Raw genomic sequence first — 16,508 nt, forward strand, 5'->3', positions numbered from 1 at the left:
TCCCGCGACGCTGCCGCGGTGGCGTCCGGGGCGGACCGTCGCGTGGGTGGCCGGCGCCGTGCTCGTCGCCGCCGCCCTGAGCCCGCCCGTCGCCGGCGCCGCCCAGCACGACCACCGGCTGCACATGCTCCAGCACCTGCTGCTGGGGATGTACGCGCCGCTGGGGCTCGTGCTCGGCGCCCCGCTCACGGCGCTGCTCGGGAGCCTGCCGCGGCGCCGGGCGCGCGGCTGGGTGCGGGTGCTGCGCTCGCGGCCCGTCCACGTCCTGTCCCACCCCGCGACGGCGGCCGTGCTCAGCACCGGCGGGGTCCTGGTGCTCTACCTCACGCCTCTGTACGGGTGGACGCGCGAGCACGACGCCGTCAACGCGCTCGTGCTGACCCACCTGCTCCTGGCGGGGTGCCTGCTCACGTGGTCGATCGCGGGCCCCGACCCCGCGCCCGGGCGCCCGGGCCTCGCGGTCCGCACGGCCGTCCTGGTCGTCTCCGCCGGGACGCACGCGTTCCTGGCCAAGCTCCTGTACGCACGGGCCGGTGCGGGCCACCCGGGCGGGCACGACCACACGGGCGAGCACGCCGTGGAGGCCGCCCAGCAGGCCGCGACGTGGATGTACTACGGGGGCGACGGCGCCGAGCTGCTGCTCGCGGCCGCGCTGTTCGCGACCTGGTACCGCCTCCGCGGGAGGGAGCGGGCGGCCGTCTAGAGTGGCCGCAGACCTCGGATCTCGTGCGCCGTCCGCGCTCGTCCGTCCCTGCCTGCCGCCGACCTGGAGCACCCTGTGGCCGTCACCGACGACGCGATCGACCGGCTCCCTGCGTCGCGCGCATGACCGGCCTCACCGCGCTCGCCCGCGCGCTCGTCGAGACGCTCGCACACCGGGCGCACGCGCTGGACGTGGCCCTGCACACGGTCCAGGTCAGCGTGGACGGCCGGCTCGTCGTCCAGGCGGCGAACGACCCGCTCGGTCCGGACACCCCGCAGCGGATGTACTCGGTGTCGAAGACGGTCACCGGCCTCGCCGTCGGCATCCTGGCGGACGAAGGCGCGCTGAGCCTCGACGACCCGGTCGTCGGACACTTCCCGGAGATGGCTCCGGTCCACCCGTGGCTGGCGGGCACGACGCTCCGGCACATGCTGTCCATGCGCGGACCGCACCGGTCCACGACGTACCGCAGGGGCGAGGGTGGCTGGCTCGAGTCGTACTTCCGGGTGACGCCGACGCACCCGCCGGGCACCCTGTTCACCTACGACACGAGCGCCTCGTACGTCCTGGCCGCACTCGTCGAGCGGCTCACCGGCGGGTCGCTCGCGCAGTACCTGCGCCCGCGCCTCCTCGACCCGCTCGGGATCGGCGCGGGACTCCGGTTCCTCACCGGCCCGGAGGGCATCGCCCACGGCGGCTCGGGCCTGATCTGCACCCCGCGCGACCTGCTGCGCCTGGCGCACCTGATGCTCGACGACGGCGTGCACGACGGCGCCGCCCTGCTCCCCCGCGGGTACCTGCGCGACGCGACGCGGGCCCAGGCCGACACCGCCACGCAGACGTGGGGCGCGTCGCTGCGACGGGGCTACGGGTACCAGCTGTGGTTGCCGCGGCCGGGGTGCTGGCTCATGTTCGGTCTGGGCGGCCAGATCGTGCTCGGGGACCCGGCCCGCCGTCTCGCCGTCGTCGTCACCGCCGACACGCAGGCCTGCTCGAGCGGCGACCAGCGGCTGCTCGACGACGTCCTCGAGCACCTGGTGGAGCCGCTCGCCGCGCACCTCGACGCGGCGCGCGCAACCGGCCGTGACGTCGTCGGTCCGGCGTCGGAGGTGGCGCTCGAGTGGCCGGCGCCGCACCACGACCCCGCCCACGCGCGTCCCGTCACGGAGCGCTACGTGAACGTGGCGGCCGGACCTGGACCCGCCGAGCTGACCGTCGCACTGGACGCGCGCGGGGGGCACCTCTCCGCGGCGGGCGTGGGCCCCGCCGGCGACGGATGCGACGTCGAGGTGCGGTTCCACGCACCCCGCAGCATCCGTGCGGGCGCCGCCGCCCCGGCCGTCGTCACCGCGGGATGGACCAGCGCGGACACGCTCGACGTGCGCGGCGCCGTGCACGGCGAGGACCTCGCCACCTGGCGCGCCCGGCTCGCGTGGGCCCCCGACGGGACGCTCGCCGTGCAGTCCCAGGTGTTCTGCGAGTCCGCCGACCCCGCCTGGACCTTCCACGGCGCCTACCGCCCGGCCTGACCGCGGAGGTGGTGGGTCACGCCCGCGGTCCGGACGGTCGGAACGCAGGGACCCGGCCGACCGTCATGGGCAGCGCGGCAGTCGCAGGAGCGTCGGCGCCTCGGCGAGCTGCGCCGTCACCGTCCGGCGCCCGGCACCGCCCACCCGGATCTCAACCAGGTCACCGTCGCGTGTCCGCTCGGTCCCGGGTGCGAACCGCGCCTCGAGCTCCACCGCGTCGGGCGTCCACGCGAGGCGGTCCGCGACGAGCCCGCCGCGGCCGCGCAGTCCCGTGATCTCGCCCTCCGGCCAGGCGTCCGGGCACGCCTGAAGGACCGTGACGACGTTCGGCTGCGCCTCGAGGAGCATCGCCGTGACGACCGCGGGCAGCCCGCCGGACGCATCGACGTTGAAGATCGCCCCGGCGTCGTGGGTCGAGACCCCGTTGGTGCCCCAGTGCAGCTCGGCGAGCCATGTGGCACACCGCAAGGCCATCTCGGCGGAACCGAGGCGCGCGGCGGCGACGCCGAGCTGGACCAGCCCGAACGCCATCTCCATGCGCCCCGGGGGCCCGCTGGGGTCCTCGGCGCGCCAGTCGAGGCGACGACGGATCGCCTCGAGCGCGGCGAGCCTCTCGGCGGTTCCGACGCCCGCCTCGTCCTCGTACCAGAACGGGTACAGGTGCGACGCGTGCCGGTGGGGCACGTGGTCCTCGAAGCCGTCGCCGATCCACTCGGCGAGCGCACCGTCGCTGATCCGGTAACCCGGCAGGGAACGCTCGAGCGCCGCCCAGCGTGCGTCGAGTCCGGGGTCGGCACCGGGCACCAGCGCGGCGATGCGGCGGCCGAGCCGGGCGGCGTCCCGCAGCATCGCGACGTCGCTCGTGGCGTCGACGGCCAGCGGCGTCGCGGCACCCGCCGGCGTGTTCTCCGGCGAGTACGACGGCACCACGTGCGCGCGACCGTCGGCACCGGGGACGACGACGTCGCACGAGAACTCGAGCACGTTGACCGTGAGCGGCCACAGCACGTCGCGCAGGAAGTGGTCGTCCCCGGTGGCCGACCAGTAGTCGAAGCCCATCCGGACCATCCACGGGCCGTTGCCGATCCACCAGTGGTGCGGGTAGCGGTGGTTGGTGTGGTCCGCGCGGCCGTGGGTGGTGCACCGGGCCGGGAGCAGCCAGCCGCCCAGCCCGTACACGCGCCGCGCGTTGTCCTCGAAGTCGTGGCGGAACCGCGAGAGCAGGCGGAAGATCGCGGGCACGACCTCCTCGAAACCCGCGACGACAGCCCCGGCGGCGGCACCGTTCTGCACGTTGCCGTTCATCGTGTAGTCCGAGGACCACGCCGGGGACCACGTCCCCTGCCAGACCCCCTGCAGCGTCGGGGGCAGCACCCCGGTCGACGACAGGATCGTGTGCCGGCCGGCGGCGAAGGCGAGCTCGACCGCGAGCCGGTGCGCGCCCTCCTCGTCGCGGCGGACAGCCGCTGCGAGCGCCTCGAGCTCGGGGGTCGGCTCGCCGCCGCCGACGCGGAAACTGGTCCGTCCCACGAGCCCGCCGTGGTCGCGGAGCTGCGCGGCACGGGCCGCGGCCGGCTCGCCCAGCACCGACCGGCACCGTCGCTCGGTGGCGGACGCGTCGAACGCGCCGTCGCCGAGCTGCACGTCGACCGCGACCGCCAGCGTCGCGACGCCAGTGCCGGCCGACACGCGAGCGCGGACCTCGCCCTCGCCGACGTGCTCCACGACCATCTCGACGCCAGGCCCGGCCACGACGACGGTCTGCGCCACCACGTCGGCGAAGTCACCCCGCGGCGAGGTGAGGAGGTGCAGGCGGCCGCGGTCCGACGACGCCCGGGCGCGCACCCGGGCCGCGTAGGCGGCACCGCGGCTCCCGGGTCCGCCGACCGCGGTCTCGCGATTGAGGCACAGCGTCAGGACGCCGTCGACGGGGCCGGGCGCGCGGAGCTCCACCACGAAGACGTCCGCGGCCCGCACGGGCAGCACGGCGATCCGATGCACCCCGGCGGCCGTCGCCCAGTGCGCCGACGCCTCGCCGGACAGGAAGTCGACCGCACGCCGGTACGTGTCGGTGTTCTCCGGACCGCGGCCGCTCGGCTCCCAGGCCAGCCTCGCGGCGGGGAGCAGCGGGTCGGTCCACACCAGTCGGTCGCCCACGTCGGACGCCGCGACGACCTCGTCCGCCAGTGCCGCGGCGCCCGCGGCGTCACCGGCGAGCAGCCGGCTTCGGACCTCCGGCAGGACGTCGGTCATCACGGGCGCCGGAGGCCGGTCGTTGAGCTCGCCGAAGAACTCCTCGTGGGAGATGTCGACGAGGTGGCGCGCCGGCCCGCCGTGGAGAACGGCACCGGCCGAGCCGGTACCGGCGATGATGCCGGCGTCCCAGGTCGGTGCCGTCGAGCGGCTCGAGAACCCGGTGATCACGCCGCCCCCTCCGCCCGGGGCCGGACCGGGGGCCCCGCCGCCTCGCCGGCGAGGGCGCGGCCGTCGGCCGGGGCCTGGATCTGGCTCGTCTGCACACGCCACCTCTCGGATCGGTCTGGGACGGTGCACGTCGTGCACCACCGTCGGGTGGGTGCCGGCCGCCCGCGGCCGGCACCCACCCTCGACGTCAGCCGTTGGCCGCGGCGTACGCCGCGGTGAGCTCCTCGATCACCTGGGCGAGGTCCTCCCCGCGAAGGCGCTCGATCGTCGCCTCGTAGTCCGCCATCTCGATCTGGCCGGTGATGTACTGGTTGTAGGCGTCGATGACCTGCTGCTCGATGGTGGACCAGCGACTGTCGTAGGTCGGCGAGCTGAGCGACTGAGCCGGGTTCGTGACCACGTAGTCCGCGTTCTCGAGCATCTTCTCGTTCGCCTCGTTGACGTACGGGTCAGAGCTCTCGTAGACCACCGCCTTCTCGGACGGACGAGACGAGCTCCACGGCTGCACCTCCCGCTCCCACGCCGCCTGGTCCGTGATCGTGACGACGCCGTCCGCGTCGACCTCGTAGTGCTCGCCCTCGATGCCGTTGGTCATGAGGCCGTGCGCCTCCTCGTCGAGGAGCGCGTCGATGAAGCCGAGCACCCTGCGCAGCTCCTCCTCCGTCTCCACCTCGCTCTTGGGCATCGCGAGCCAACCCCCCATGCCGCCGGCCGTGTCGGAGAGGATCCGCCGCGGCACGTCGTCGTGGGTCAGGTCGTTGATCAGCGCCCACGCCATCGGGGTGTTCGGGTCGGCGCTCCTGGCCGTGGCCATGTAGTTCTTCGCCTCGAAGAGACCCGCCACGATGATGCCGCCCTTGCCGCGCGCGATGCCGTCCAGCTGGTTCTGCTTCTGGACGGTGACGAACTCCTGGTTCACCCACCCGTTCTCGTACACGCCCCGGTACCACGCCATCGCCTCCTTGAAGGCGTCGGTGGTGAAGGACGGGACGACCTCGCCGTCGTCGGTGACCTCGAACTCGACCCCGGCCCCGAAGTACCCGGCCAGAGACTCGAACGCGAGGGAGAAGCTCTCCTCGCGGTCGTAGAACCCGACCGTGTCGTGCTGGCCGTTGCCGTCCGGGTCGTCCTCGGTGAAGGCGCGAGCGATCTCGGTGAGCTCGTCGATCGTGCTCGGGACCTCGAGGCCCAGGTTGTCGAGCCAGTCCTGCCGCACCATGACGCCGTAGCGGGCCAGGAACCGCTGGTACGGCACTCCGTAGAGGGCGCCGTCGATGCGGGCCGACTCGATGGTCTCCTCGGGGATCTGCGCCAGGTTCGGGAACTCGTCGATGTACTCCTCGATGTCCCAGAACATCCCGGAGCCGAGCGCCGAGCGCACCGGCGTACTCGCCACCGGCCCCATGGTGACGAGATCGGCGAGCTGCCCGGAGGCCAGCGACGCGTTGAGCTTCTCCTCCTTCGAGGCGTCCGGCACCCACTGGACGTCGATCTCGACCCCGGTGTACTCCTCGATCGCGCGCTCGATGGGACCGTTCTTCTCCGGTGTCGACGGGGTGTGGACCACCGTCATCCACGTGATGGGGCCCTGCGCGGTGCCGCCCTCGGCCTCACCGCCCGAGGCGTCGCCGCACGCGGCGAGCGCGAGCGCCAGCACCGTCGCCGACGCCACCGCCGTTCCGTTCCTGCGGTTGATCATGTGATCCCTTCGGTGTGCCAGGTCTTCGCCTCCCGCGCCGTCGCGGGGGCGGTCGTGTCGATCTGCCGAGCCGCCGCACTGGCTCCCGGAGCGCGACAGGGGCGCGCGGGCCACGGGTCGCGCGATTGCGCCGTGCACCGCTCGTACCGACCCCCGGCTCGTCGGACAGCGGCGAGGACGATCGGCGCGCCCTTCTGCTCTCCGTTGAGCGTGGTGTCGGAAGTCGACGAGAAACCGGTTTCCGGGAAGGTATCCGACCGCCGCTCCGTCCCGCAAGGGTCACGGCGTCGGGCAGGGTCACGGCTGCGGGCAGCGCACCTCGCGTGGCGGCTCGACGTACGCGCCACTACCGGGTCCCAGCATCCCGTCGCTAGATTGGGCGCGCCGCGCACGGGAGACGATTCCTGGACGTGGCGTCGGGAGGCGTCGGGCCTCCGCACCCCTCGCGCCCCCGTGACCAGCGCATCGACGTCACGGTCGGCCCCGATCCCGGCCACCGTCGCAGAAGGGACGCACGATGCGGCGCCACGCGAAGAGCGGGCCGACGATCTCCCAGGTGGCGGACGCCGCAGGGGTTTCGCGCGCGACCGTGTCCCGGGTCATGAACGGCCAGGCCACGGTCGCGGCCGACATCGCGGAGCGGGTTCGCGTCGCCGCCGCGGACCTCCGGTACCGGCCCAGCACCGTGGCGCGCAGCCTCTCGCTCGGCCGCACCAACTCCGTGGCCCTGGTCGTCCCGGACCTCGGCAACCCGATGTTCCAGCAGATCCTGCGGGGAGCGGTCGCCGCGGCCGAGCCCTTCGGCTTCCGGTTCCTCGTGGCGGAGACGGTGGAGAACGCGGCGGCGGAGGCGGAGATCGCGCTCGAGGCACGCCTGAGATGCGACGCCCTGATCCTCGCCGCCCCCCGCAGCCCCGACCCCGTCCTGCGGGAGCTCCTGGCCCAGGCCCAGCCCGCGGTTCTGATCAACCGCGACCTCGGCACACCGGACGTCCCCACCGTGCAGGTCGACTACGGCGCAGGGATCCGCAGCCTGGCCGACCACCTCGTGGCACTGGGCCACCGTGAGATCGCCTACGTCGCCGGTCCGCGCGGCAGCACCTCGCAAGGGCTACGCCGCCGGGCGCTCGACGAGGCCCGCGAGCGGCACCCCGGACTGCGCGTCACGACTCTGCCGTGCGGCTCGACGGTCGACGACGGCTACCGCGTCACCGAGGACGTCCTCGCCTCCCGGGCGACGGCCGTCGTGGCCTTCAACGACTTGGTCGCGATCGGCCTGCTCGCGCGCCTCAACGAGATCGGGGTCCACGTCCCCGCCGACCTCTCGGTCGCGGGGTTCGACGACGTGGAGCTCGCGCGGTACACGACCCCGTCCCTGACGACGGTCTCCGTGCCTCAGGCGGACCTGGGCCGGCGCGCGTGGGGGCTCTTGCACGGGCTCATGACGTCGCCGGCACCACGGACCCCGCCGCGGCGCCGCCCCACGGCGGTTCCTGGATCGCCCCTCGTGATGCCGGAGCTCGTGGCACGGTCGAGCACCGGACCGGTGCCGCCCGCTCGGCGCCTCGCCACGGTCTCGACCGACCGCGCCGGCCTCCACAGGATGGCCCCGGAGGAACGGGCGACCTGGACGCGCGCGGGCGACGGGTGGGTGCTCGCCGCCGGCGACCAGCCCTTGGCCCGGTACGCGGACGGGGTGGCCATGCCGGGCGTGCACAGCCCGCGGCCCCACCTGCACCCCGTGCACTCGCTCGGCGGCGTCGCCCTGACGCAGGTGACGCCCGCAGACCACCGCCACCACTACGGCGTCTCGATGGCCGTGCCCGACGTCAACGGGACGACCTACTGGGGCGGACGCACCTTCGTCCGAGGCCAGGGCCCGACGCTCCTGTCGAACCACGGCCGCCAGCGGATCGTGGCGGCGTCGGTCCGCCACGACCGGGCCACGCTGGCGCACGACGTGCGGTGGACCGATGAGCACGGGACGGACCAGCTGCTCGAGGAACGCTGGATCACCGGGCTCGTCCTCGGGGATGTCGGGGCGTGGGCGCTCGGGTGGTCGGGCCGCCTGCACGCTCGCGACGCCGACGTCGTCATCGCGAGCCCGGCGACGAGCGGGCGGCCCGGCGCAGGCTACGGCGGTCTCTTCTGGCGCCTGCCGCCCGCGGCGGAGACGACCACGCTCACAGCGGACGGGACCGGGGACGCACACGGCTCCCGGTCCCCGTGGCTCGCGATCGCGCGGTACACGGGCGACGCGTGGAGCACGCTCCTGCTCGTCCAGCCGGGCGAGGTGCACCCCTGGTTCGTCCGCGTCGCGGACTACGTCGGCGCCGGGCCCGCACTCGCACCGGACGCCCTCCGGACGATCGGGGCCGGTACGTCGCACCACGTCGAACTCGTCGCCGTCGTCCTCGACCGGCGGCTCGGAGCGGACGACGCGGCGGACCTGGCGCAGTTCGCCGTGGCCCGCGTGCGTGCGGCTGCGCCGGGGCATGACGCCCGGGCGACGACCCACGGCTGACTGCGACGCACGAGCGCCGTCGACGTCGCGACGTACCCGCCCCTCCCGGATGCGAGCACCGTCGTTCCCGGACATCGTGTCTCCTGATCATCGCGACAAGGAGGCACGAGTGGGATCACGGAGGCCGTACCTGATCACCGGGGCCGCGGGCAGAGCGGCTCGCGGGATCCGTCCGATCCTGCGCGCCCAGGGGGTCGAGCTGATCCTCCTCGACCGGGAGCCGATGGCGGCCCAGCCGGGCGAGACGGCCGTCCGGGCGGACCTCACGGACGCCGAGGCGGTCCGGGACGCCGTGCGCGGCACCGGCATGGTCGTGCACCTCGGCGGCATCCCGCACGACCGGCCCTGGCACGAGCTCGCGAGCGCGAACGTCGACGGCACGCGGGTAGTGCTCGAGGCCGCCGCTCAGGAGGGTGTGCGCCACGTCCTGGTCGCCAGCTCGAACCACGCCGTCGGCTCCTGGCCGGTGCCGGTGACGCCGGTCGAGCACCTCCCGCCGCGGCCCGACTCCTACTACGGGGCGAGCAAGGCGGCGGTGGAGGCCCTGGGCTCGCTCCTTGCCGACCGGCACGGCCTCGTGGTCACGCTGGCACGCATCGGGACGATCGAGGAGACGCCGTCGAGCACCCGCGCGCTGTCCACGTGGCTCTCGCACGCCGACCTCGTCCGGCTCGTCCACGCCGCGGCGACGCACGACGTCCCCGGGGCGCACGTGGTCTGGGCCATCTCGCGCAACACGCGCCGATGGTTCTCCCTCGAGCCGGGACACGCCATCGGCTACCACCCCCAGGACGACGCCGAGGTCTACGCGGCCCGGCTGGGTCCGCAGGACGACGACGCCGGCGACCTCATCGGCGGCGGCCAGGCCGGCCCCGTGCACGCTCTCGGCGTCGCGCGCTGAGCGCGCGCCGCCCAAGGGCTCAGATGTTGAAGCCCAGGGCGCGCAGCTGCTCGCGGCCGTCGTCCGTGATCTTCTCGGGGCCCCACGGCGGCATCCAGACCCAGTTGATGCGGAAGCCGTCGACGACGCCCTCGAGCGCCGCGGCGGACTGGTCCTCGATGACGTCGGTCAGCGGGCAGGCCGCGGACGTCAGCGTCATGTCGATGACGGCGTGGTTGTTCTGGTCGAGCGCGACGCCGTAGATCAGGCCGAGGTCGACGACGTTGATGCCGAGCTCGGGGTCGATGACGTCGCGCAGCGCCTCCTCGACGTCCGCGGCGTTCGGCGGCATCGGGCTCTGGCCCGGTGTCCCGGGGGTCGTGGTGGTCATGCGTCCTCCTCGGTGGGTCGTGCTGTCGCGTCCGGCGCCGGCTCCCCGGCACGGCCCGACTGGATCAGGGCGTCGCGCAGTGCCGACCATCCCAGCAGCGCGCACTTGATGCGCGCGGGGTAGCGCGCCACCCCGGTGAGCGCGGTGGCGTCACCGAGCTTGTCCTCGGACTCCTCGTCGAGGCCCTCGCCGCGCGCATGCATGAGGCGTCGGAACGTGTCCGCCAGGTCCTCGGCCGCCTCGACAGGCGTGCCGCTCACCAGCTCGGACATGATCGAGACGGAGGCCTGGGAGATCGAGCACCCCTGCCCCTCCCAGCTCACGCGGTCGATCGTGTCGCCGTCGAGGTGCACCCGCAGGCGCACCTCGTCGCCGCAGGTCGGGTTCACCTGGAACGACTCGGCGGTGAAGCCGTCGGCCAGGCCGCGCCCGTGGGGCGACTTGGCGTGGTCGAGGATGAGCTGCTGGTACAGCTGCTCCATCGGGCTGCTCATGCGGTACCGCTCCCGAGTCCGAAGAAGGGCCGGACGGACGCGAGGGCCTCGCCGAAGATGGCGACCTCGTCCGGCGTGGTGTAGACGGCCGCGGACGCGCGCGCCGTGGCCGCGACGCCGAAGCGGCGGTGCAGGGGCTGCGCGCAGTGGTGGCCGACGCGGACGGCGACACCCGCGTCGTCGAGCACCTGGCCGACGTCGTGCGCGTGCACGCCCTCGACGACGAACGACACGGCCGCGAGCCGGTCGCGGACGTCCGTCGGGCCGACGACGCGCACGCCCGGCACGGCCGCGACGGCGTCGAGCAGCAGCGCGGCGATCTCGCGCTCGTGCGCCGCGACCGCGTCCATGCCCAGCTCGCGCAGGTAGCGCGCCGCGGCGCCCATCGCGACCGCCTGGGCGACCATCTGGGTGCCGGCCTCGAAGCGCTGCGGCGGCGGGGCGTACGTCGTCGTCTCCATGGTGACGACCTCGACCATCGAGCCGCCCGTGGTCACGGGCGGCATGGCCTCGAGCAGCTCGCGCCGCCCGTACAGCGCGCCGACGCCCGTCGGGCCGAGCATCTTGTGGCCCGAGAAGGCCGCGAAGTCGACGCCGAGCGCGTGCAGGTCCACGGGCAGGTGGGGCACGCTCTGGCACGCGTCGAGCACCGTCAGCGCGCCGACCTCGCGGGCGCGGGCGACGAACGCGGACACGTCCGTGACGGCGCCGGTGACGTTCGAGGCGTGCGTGAAGGCCAGCACCTTGGTGCGCTCGGTGACCGTGGTGGCCAGCTCGTCGGTGCGCAGCCGGCCGTCGTCGTCCACGCCGATCCACCGCAGCACGGCGCCGGTGCGGGCGCACAGCTCCTGCCACGGCACGAGGTTGGCGTGGTGCTCGGTCTCGGTGACGACGATCTCGTCACCCGGCGCGAGGGCGAACCGCCGCGAGGCCGCTCCCCCGCGCCCGAGCGTCGCGTTGGACAGCGCGTACGCCACGAGGTTGAGCCCCGCGGTCGCGTTGGTCTGCCACACGATCTCGTCGACGTCGGCGCCGACGAGGTCGGCGACCTCCTGCCGCGCCTGCTCGAAGGCCTCGGTGGCCTCCTCGGCGAGCTGGTGCGCGCCGCGGTGCACGGCGGCGTTGCGCTGCAGGTAGAAGTCCTGCTCGGCGTCCAGCACGACGTCGGGCTTCTGCGACGTCGCGCCCGAGTCCAGGTAGACGAGCGGGCGACCGCCCCGCACGGTGCGCGTCAGCAGCGGGAAGTCGGCGCGCACGGCCGCCAGCTCCGCCGGGGTGAGCACGTGCCCGGAGCCCGCGGCGTGCGGCTCGAGAACGGCTGTCATGGTTTCCTCCGGCGGAGCGACGGCGTGGGGACGGGTGCGGTCGAGCGTGACGCTCAGGCCTTGGTCAGGAACCGGTCGTAGCCCTCGGCCTCGAGGCGGTTGGCGAGCTCGGGGCCACCCTCCTCGGCGATCCGCCCGTCGACGAAGACGTGGACGAAGTCGGGCTCGATGTAGCGCAGGATGCGCGTGTAGTGCGTGATGAGCAGGACGCCGACCTCACCGGTCGACCGCACGCGGTTGACGCCCTCGGACACGACGCGCAGCGCGTCGACGTCGAGGCCCGAGTCGGTCTCGTCGAGGATCGCGATGCGCGGCTTGAGGAGCTCCATCTGCAGGATCTCGTGGCGCTTCTTCTCGCCGCCGGAGAAGCCCTCGTTGACGTTGCGCTCGGCGAACGTCGGGTCCATGCGGAGCTGCTCCATGGCGCCCTTCATGTCCTTGACCCAGTGGCGCAGCGCCGGCGCCTCGCCGTCGATCGCGGTCTTGGCCGTGCGCAGGAAGTTCGAGACGCTGACGCCGGGGACCTCGACGGGGTACTGCATCGCGAGGAACATGCCGGCGCGGGCGCGCTCGTCCACGCTCATGGCCAGGACGTCCTCGCCGTCGAGCAGCACGGTGCCCGAGGTGATCTCGTACTTGGGGTGGCCCGCGAGCGAGTACGCGAGCGTCGACTTGCCGGAGCCGTTCGGCCCCATGATCGCGTGGGTCTCGCCGCTGCGGACGGTGAGGTCGACGCCGCGGAGGATCGGCTTGGGGCCCTCCTTGGTCTCGACGCTGACGTGCAGGTCGCGGATCTCGAGCGTGGTCATGCGGTTCTCCTCAGACGTTGGCGGTGACGTCGATGTCGACGAGCACGCGCTCGCCGTCGATCGTCACGGGGTAGACGGGGACGGGCCGGGTGGCCGGCAGGGCGAGGGGCTGTCCGGTGCGCAGGTCGAACGTCGAGCCGTGCAGCCAGCACTCGATCGTGCAGCCGTCGACGTCGCCGTCGGACAGGGACACCTGGCCGTGCGAGCAGATGTCGCTCACGGCGTGCCACTGCCCGTCGGCGTCGCGCACGACGGCGACGGGGACGGGTCCGGACTCGCCCTCCAGCTCGACGCGCAGCGCCGTGCCCGGCTCGACGTCGGCCGTCATGCAGGCGAGCTGGGCGCTCATGCCGAGATGACCGGGTTGTTCGCCGAGACGTCGGTGGGCTCGGAGTCGGACACGGTGCCGGGCACGCCCACCGGGCCGGCCGGGGCCGGCGCGCCCTGGGCCTGCTGGATGACGGACATGCTCTTCTCGAGCTCGGCGTCGATCGCGGCGACGAGCCGCTCCTCGACCTCGGGCAGGCCGATCTGCTGCACGAGCTCGGCGAAGAAGCCCTTGACGACGAGGCGACGGGCGTCGGCCTCGGGGATGCCGCGCGCGCGCAGGTAGAAGAGCTGCTCGTCGTCGAACCGGCCGGTCGCCGAGGCGTGGCCGGCACCCTCGATGAGGCCCGTCTCGATCTCGAGGTTGGGCACCGAGTCGGCGCGGGCGCCGTCGGACAGGACCAGGTTGCGGTTGAGCTCGTAGGTGTCCGTGCCCTCGGCGTTGGCGCGGATCAGCACGTCGCCGACCCAGACGGTGTGGGCGCCGGCGCCCTGGAGCGCACCCTTGTACGTCACGCGCGAGCGGCACGACGGCACGGCGTGGTCGACGAAGAGCCGGTGCTCCTGGTGCTGGTCGGCGTCCGCGAAGTACAGGCCGAGCGCCTCGACCGAGCCGCCCTCGCCCGTGAACTCGGCGTCCGGCGTGACGCGCACGACGTCGCCCCCGAGCGTCACCACGATGTGCTTGACGCTCGCGTCGCGGCCCAGGCGGATGCGGTGCGACGACGCGTGCACGGAGCCGGGCGCCCAGTCCTGGATCGAGACGACCGTCAGGTGCGCCCCGTCCTCGGCGACGACCTCGATCGTCTCGGTCAGGTCCGCGCGGCCGATGTGGTCGATGACCACCACGGCCTCGCTGAGCGGCTTGGCGTGCAGGAGCAGGTGGACGGCCGACGGCTCGGCGGCGCCCTGGAGGGCGTCGGCGACCGGCAGGCCCTCGACGCGGATGCTCGTCGCGGTCGAGGCCACGGCCTGGGCCGGGACCGTCACCACGGTGGCCTCCCGGAACGAGGACCACGCGACCGCCGCGGTCCGGTCCCCCGGCTTGCCGGCGGTGCCCAGGCGCGCGTCGTCCCGGCCGACGATCTCGACCTGGACCTCGGGCGCCTCGACGACCGTGACCTGCGTGGCGGTGCCCTCGAGGCCGACGCCGTCGGCGTCGAAGAGCGGGGCGAGCCGGTCGACCGGCGAGAAGCGCCACTCCTCCTCGCGCCCGTTGGGCACGGGGAAGGCGGCGAGGTCGAACGACGTCGTGCGTGCCGCGCGCGACGTCTCGGGCGTGCCGCCCGTGCCGTGCGTGTGCGCGCCGTCGGCGACGGCCCGGCTGTGGTCGGTCGTCAGGTCGGTGGCCATGTCGGTGGTGTGGGCCTCTCGGGTGGGTTGCGGGGCTGGGACGGGGGCGGCGTCGGCCATCAGCCGACGGAGCCTTCCATCTGCAGCTCGATCAGCCGGTTGAGCTCGAGCGCGTACTCCATGGGCAGCTCGCGCGCGATGGGCTCGACGAACCCGCGCACGATCATCGCCATGGCCTCGGTCTCCGCCATGCCGCGGGACATGAGGTAGAAGAGCTGGTCCTCGCTGACGCGCGAGACCGTCGCCTCGTGCCCCATGGAGACGTCGTCCTCGCGGACGTCGACGTAGGGGTAGGTGTCGGACCGCGAGATCTGGTCCACCAGGAGCGCGTCGCACAGGACGGTCGAGGCGGAGTGCTCGGCGCCCTCGAGGACCTGGACCAGGCCGCGGTAGGAGGTGCGGCCGCCGCCACGCGCGACCGACTTGGAGATGATCGACGACGACGTCCGGGGCGCGGCGTGCACCATCTTGGCGCCCGCGTCCTGATGCTGGCCCTCGCCCGCGAAGGCGATGGAGAGCGTCTCGCCCTTGGCGTGCTCGCCCATGAGGTAGATGGCCGGGTACTTCATCGTCACCTTGGAGCCGATGTTGCCGTCGACCCACTCCATGGTGGCGCCCTCGGCGGCCGTCGCGCGCTTGGTCACGAGGTTGTAGACGTTGTTCGACCAGTTCTGGATGGTCGTGTAGCGCACGCGGGCGTTCTTCTTGACGATGATCTCGACGACGGCGGAGTGCAGGGAGTCCGAGGTGTAGATCGGCGCCGTGCAGCCCTCGACGTAGTGCACGTAGGAGCCCTCGTCGGCGATGATCAGGGTGCGCTCGAACTGGCCCATGTTCTCGGTGTTGATCCGGAAGTAGGCCTGCAGCGGGATCTCGACGTGCACGCCCGGCGGCACGTAGACGAACGAGCCGCCCGACCACACGGCCGTGTTGAGCGCCGCGAACTTGTTGTCGCCGGACGGGATCACCGAGCCGAAGTACTGCTCGAAGATCTCCGGGTACTCGCGCAGGCCCGTGTCGGTGTCGACGAAGATGACGCCCTGCTCCTCCAAGTCCTCGCGGATCTGGTGGTAGACGACCTCGGACTCGTACTGCGCCGCGACGCCGGCCACGAGGCGCTGCTTCTCGGCCTCCGGGATGCCCAGGCGGTCGTAGGTGTTCTTGATGTCCTCGGGCAGCTCGTCCCAGGAGGTCGCCTGCTTCTCCGTGGACCGCACGAAGTACTTGATGTTGTCGAAGTCGATGCCCGACAGGTCCGAGCCCCAGTTCGGCATGGGCTTCTTCTCGAACAGCCGCAGGGCGCGCAGGCGCGTCTTGAGCATCCACTCGGGCTCGTTCTTCAGCGCCGAGATGTTCCGGACGACCTCCTCGGACAGACCACGCTTGGCGGTCATGCCGGCGGCGTCGCTGTCGTGCCAGCCGTACCCGTAGCTGCCGATCGAGGCGATGATCTCCTCGTCGGTGGACATGGGCTCGGTGGGTGCGCTCATCGTGTTCCCTCCACGGTCCCGGGAGCGGGACGGTCGGATGCTGCTGGGTGGTCGTCGTTCCGGTCGTGCCGGGTCGTGCGGGTGCTGGTCGTGGCGCCGGTGGGGACCGGCACGTGCGTCGTGCACACGTGCCCGCCCGCGGCGAGGGTCGAGAGCCGCTGGACGTGGACGTCCAGCAGACGGGAGAACAGCCGCGCCTCGGCCTCGCAGAGCTGGGGGTGCAGCGCGGCGACGTCCTGGACGGGGCAGTGCCCCTGGCACAGCTGGACGGCGCGCCCGCCGGGGACGGGACGCACCGAGGCGGCGTAGCCCTCGGCGGCGAGGCCGGTCGCGAGCGCCGCGACGCGGTCGGTCACGGGGGCCTGGTGGGGTCCGGCCGCGAGGACGCCGTCGGCGTCGTGCGCGAGCAGGCGCTCCTCGAGCAGCGCGACGCGCCGGTCGGCGAAGGCGCGCACGGCGTCCGGCCCGCCCACCTCGGCGAGGAAGGCGAGCGCCTGGGTCGCGAGGTCGGAGTAGGCGCTGCTCAGGGCGGCCTGGCCGCGCTCGGTCGCGACGTAGCG

General features: G+C 73.5%; 14 protein-coding genes. 4 read left to right on the top strand and 10 right to left on the bottom strand.

What is annotated here, in order from left to right:
• Together IDM29_RS08440 and IDM29_RS08445 are read left to right on the top strand one after the other, a co-directional pair.
• On the top strand, window positions 1-703 hold a 703-nt coding region (locus IDM29_RS08440), incomplete at its 5' end, for a cytochrome c oxidase assembly protein (protein WP_223148121.1).
• Between the two features lie 122 nt (window positions 704-825).
• Window positions 826-2,232: a serine hydrolase gene (locus IDM29_RS08445; RefSeq protein WP_182113706.1), complete on the top strand. Its 1,407-nt coding sequence runs from the start codon at window positions 826-828 to the stop codon at window positions 2,230-2,232.
• A gap of 63 nt (window positions 2,233-2,295) precedes the next feature.
• Here the strand turns inward: IDM29_RS08445 and IDM29_RS08450 are convergent, their stop codons facing one another.
• Complete coding sequence (locus IDM29_RS08450) at window positions 2,296-4,656, bottom strand: glycoside hydrolase N-terminal domain-containing protein (protein ID WP_182113705.1); 2,361 nt, start codon at window positions 4,654-4,656, stop codon at window positions 2,296-2,298.
• Window positions 4,657-4,843: 187 nt separating this feature from the next.
• A complete protein-coding gene (locus IDM29_RS08455; RefSeq protein ID WP_182113704.1) occupies window positions 4,844-6,355 on the bottom strand; it encodes an extracellular solute-binding protein in 1,512 nt (503 codons plus the stop codon).
• A gap of 517 nt (window positions 6,356-6,872) precedes the next feature.
• Between IDM29_RS08455 and IDM29_RS08460 the strand changes: the two genes are divergently transcribed.
• Together IDM29_RS08460 and IDM29_RS08465 are read left to right on the top strand one after the other, a co-directional pair.
• Complete coding sequence (locus IDM29_RS08460) at window positions 6,873-8,879, top strand: DUF6807 family protein (RefSeq protein WP_182113703.1); 2,007 nt, start codon at window positions 6,873-6,875, stop codon at window positions 8,877-8,879.
• 109 nt (window positions 8,880-8,988) lie between these two features.
• The gene (locus tag IDM29_RS08465) at window positions 8,989-9,780 is read left to right on the top strand and encodes an NAD(P)-dependent oxidoreductase (RefSeq protein WP_255491839.1); all 792 of its coding nucleotides are present in this window, start codon (window positions 8,989-8,991) and stop codon (window positions 9,778-9,780) included.
• A gap of 19 nt (window positions 9,781-9,799) precedes the next feature.
• Here IDM29_RS08465 and IDM29_RS08470 read toward each other — a convergent pair whose 3' ends face one another.
• The 8 genes from IDM29_RS08470 to IDM29_RS08505 form a co-directional block, all read right to left on the bottom strand.
• Window positions 9,800-10,150 (bottom strand): metal-sulfur cluster assembly factor, encoded by a 351-nt coding sequence (locus IDM29_RS08470; RefSeq protein WP_182113701.1) that lies wholly within the window; start codon window positions 10,148-10,150, stop codon window positions 9,800-9,802.
• Entirely contained in the window at window positions 10,147-10,644 is a 498-nt protein-coding gene (gene sufU, locus IDM29_RS08475) for a Fe-S cluster assembly sulfur transfer protein SufU (RefSeq protein ID WP_182113700.1), read from the bottom strand. The genes IDM29_RS08470 and sufU overlap by 4 nt, the downstream gene beginning before the upstream one ends.
• A complete protein-coding gene (locus IDM29_RS08480) occupies window positions 10,641-11,969 on the bottom strand; it encodes a SufS family cysteine desulfurase (RefSeq protein WP_182113699.1) in 1,329 nt (442 codons plus the stop codon). Before IDM29_RS08480 ends, sufU begins: the two co-directional genes overlap by 4 nt.
• A 53-nt stretch (window positions 11,970-12,022) precedes the next feature.
• Window positions 12,023-12,778, bottom strand: a complete 756-nt coding sequence (gene sufC, locus IDM29_RS08485; protein ID WP_182113698.1) for a Fe-S cluster assembly ATPase SufC — start codon at window positions 12,776-12,778, stop codon at window positions 12,023-12,025.
• A gap of 10 nt (window positions 12,779-12,788) precedes the next feature.
• Window positions 12,789-13,127: a non-heme iron oxygenase ferredoxin subunit gene (locus IDM29_RS08490; protein WP_182113697.1), complete on the bottom strand. Its 339-nt coding sequence runs from the start codon at window positions 13,125-13,127 to the stop codon at window positions 12,789-12,791.
• A complete protein-coding gene (sufD, locus tag IDM29_RS08495; protein ID WP_182113696.1) occupies window positions 13,124-14,458 on the bottom strand; it encodes a Fe-S cluster assembly protein SufD in 1,335 nt (444 codons plus the stop codon). The genes IDM29_RS08490 and sufD overlap by 4 nt, the downstream gene beginning before the upstream one ends.
• Before the next feature lie 59 nt (window positions 14,459-14,517).
• Window positions 14,518-15,948 carry a Fe-S cluster assembly protein SufB gene (gene sufB / locus IDM29_RS08500; RefSeq protein WP_304518625.1) on the bottom strand — a complete coding sequence of 477 codons (1,431 nt, stop codon included), beginning with the start codon at window positions 15,946-15,948 and terminating at the stop codon, window positions 14,518-14,520.
• Window positions 15,945-16,508, bottom strand: a 564-nt coding sequence (locus tag IDM29_RS08505) for a metalloregulator ArsR/SmtB family transcription factor (RefSeq protein ID WP_188037420.1), incomplete at its 5' end; no start/stop codon positions are given. The genes sufB and IDM29_RS08505, both read right to left, overlap by 4 nt.

This window comes from Actinotalea sp. JY-7885 (assembly GCF_014525465.1).
GTDB lineage: Bacteria > Actinomycetota > Actinomycetes > Actinomycetales > Cellulomonadaceae > Actinotalea.

Bases quoted from the DNA above. Each gene is read 5' to 3' on its own strand.
- IDM29_RS08445 (WP_182113706.1), top strand. From the start codon at position 826: ATGACCGGCCTCACCGCGCTCGCCCGCGCGCTCGTCGAGACGCTCGCA.
- sufU (WP_182113700.1), bottom strand. From the start codon at position 10,644: ATGAGCAGCCCGATGGAGCAGCTGTACCAGCAGCTCATCCTCGACCAC.
- IDM29_RS08455 (WP_182113704.1), bottom strand. From the start codon at position 6,355: ATGATCAACCGCAGGAACGGAACGGCGGTGGCGTCGGCGACGGTGCTG.
- IDM29_RS08490 (WP_182113697.1), bottom strand. From the start codon at position 13,127: ATGAGCGCCCAGCTCGCCTGCATGACGGCCGACGTCGAGCCGGGCACG.
- IDM29_RS08480 (WP_182113699.1), bottom strand. From the start codon at position 11,969: ATGACAGCCGTTCTCGAGCCGCACGCCGCGGGCTCCGGGCACGTGCTC.
- IDM29_RS08460 (WP_182113703.1), top strand. From the start codon at position 6,873: ATGCGGCGCCACGCGAAGAGCGGGCCGACGATCTCCCAGGTGGCGGAC.
- sufD (WP_182113696.1), bottom strand. From the start codon at position 14,458: ATGGCCACCGACCTGACGACCGACCACAGCCGGGCCGTCGCCGACGGC.
- sufC (WP_182113698.1), bottom strand. From the start codon at position 12,778: ATGACCACGCTCGAGATCCGCGACCTGCACGTCAGCGTCGAGACCAAG.
- IDM29_RS08470 (WP_182113701.1), bottom strand. From the start codon at position 10,150: ATGACCACCACGACCCCCGGGACACCGGGCCAGAGCCCGATGCCGCCG.
- sufB (WP_304518625.1), bottom strand. From the start codon at position 15,948: ATGAGCGCACCCACCGAGCCCATGTCCACCGACGAGGAGATCATCGCC.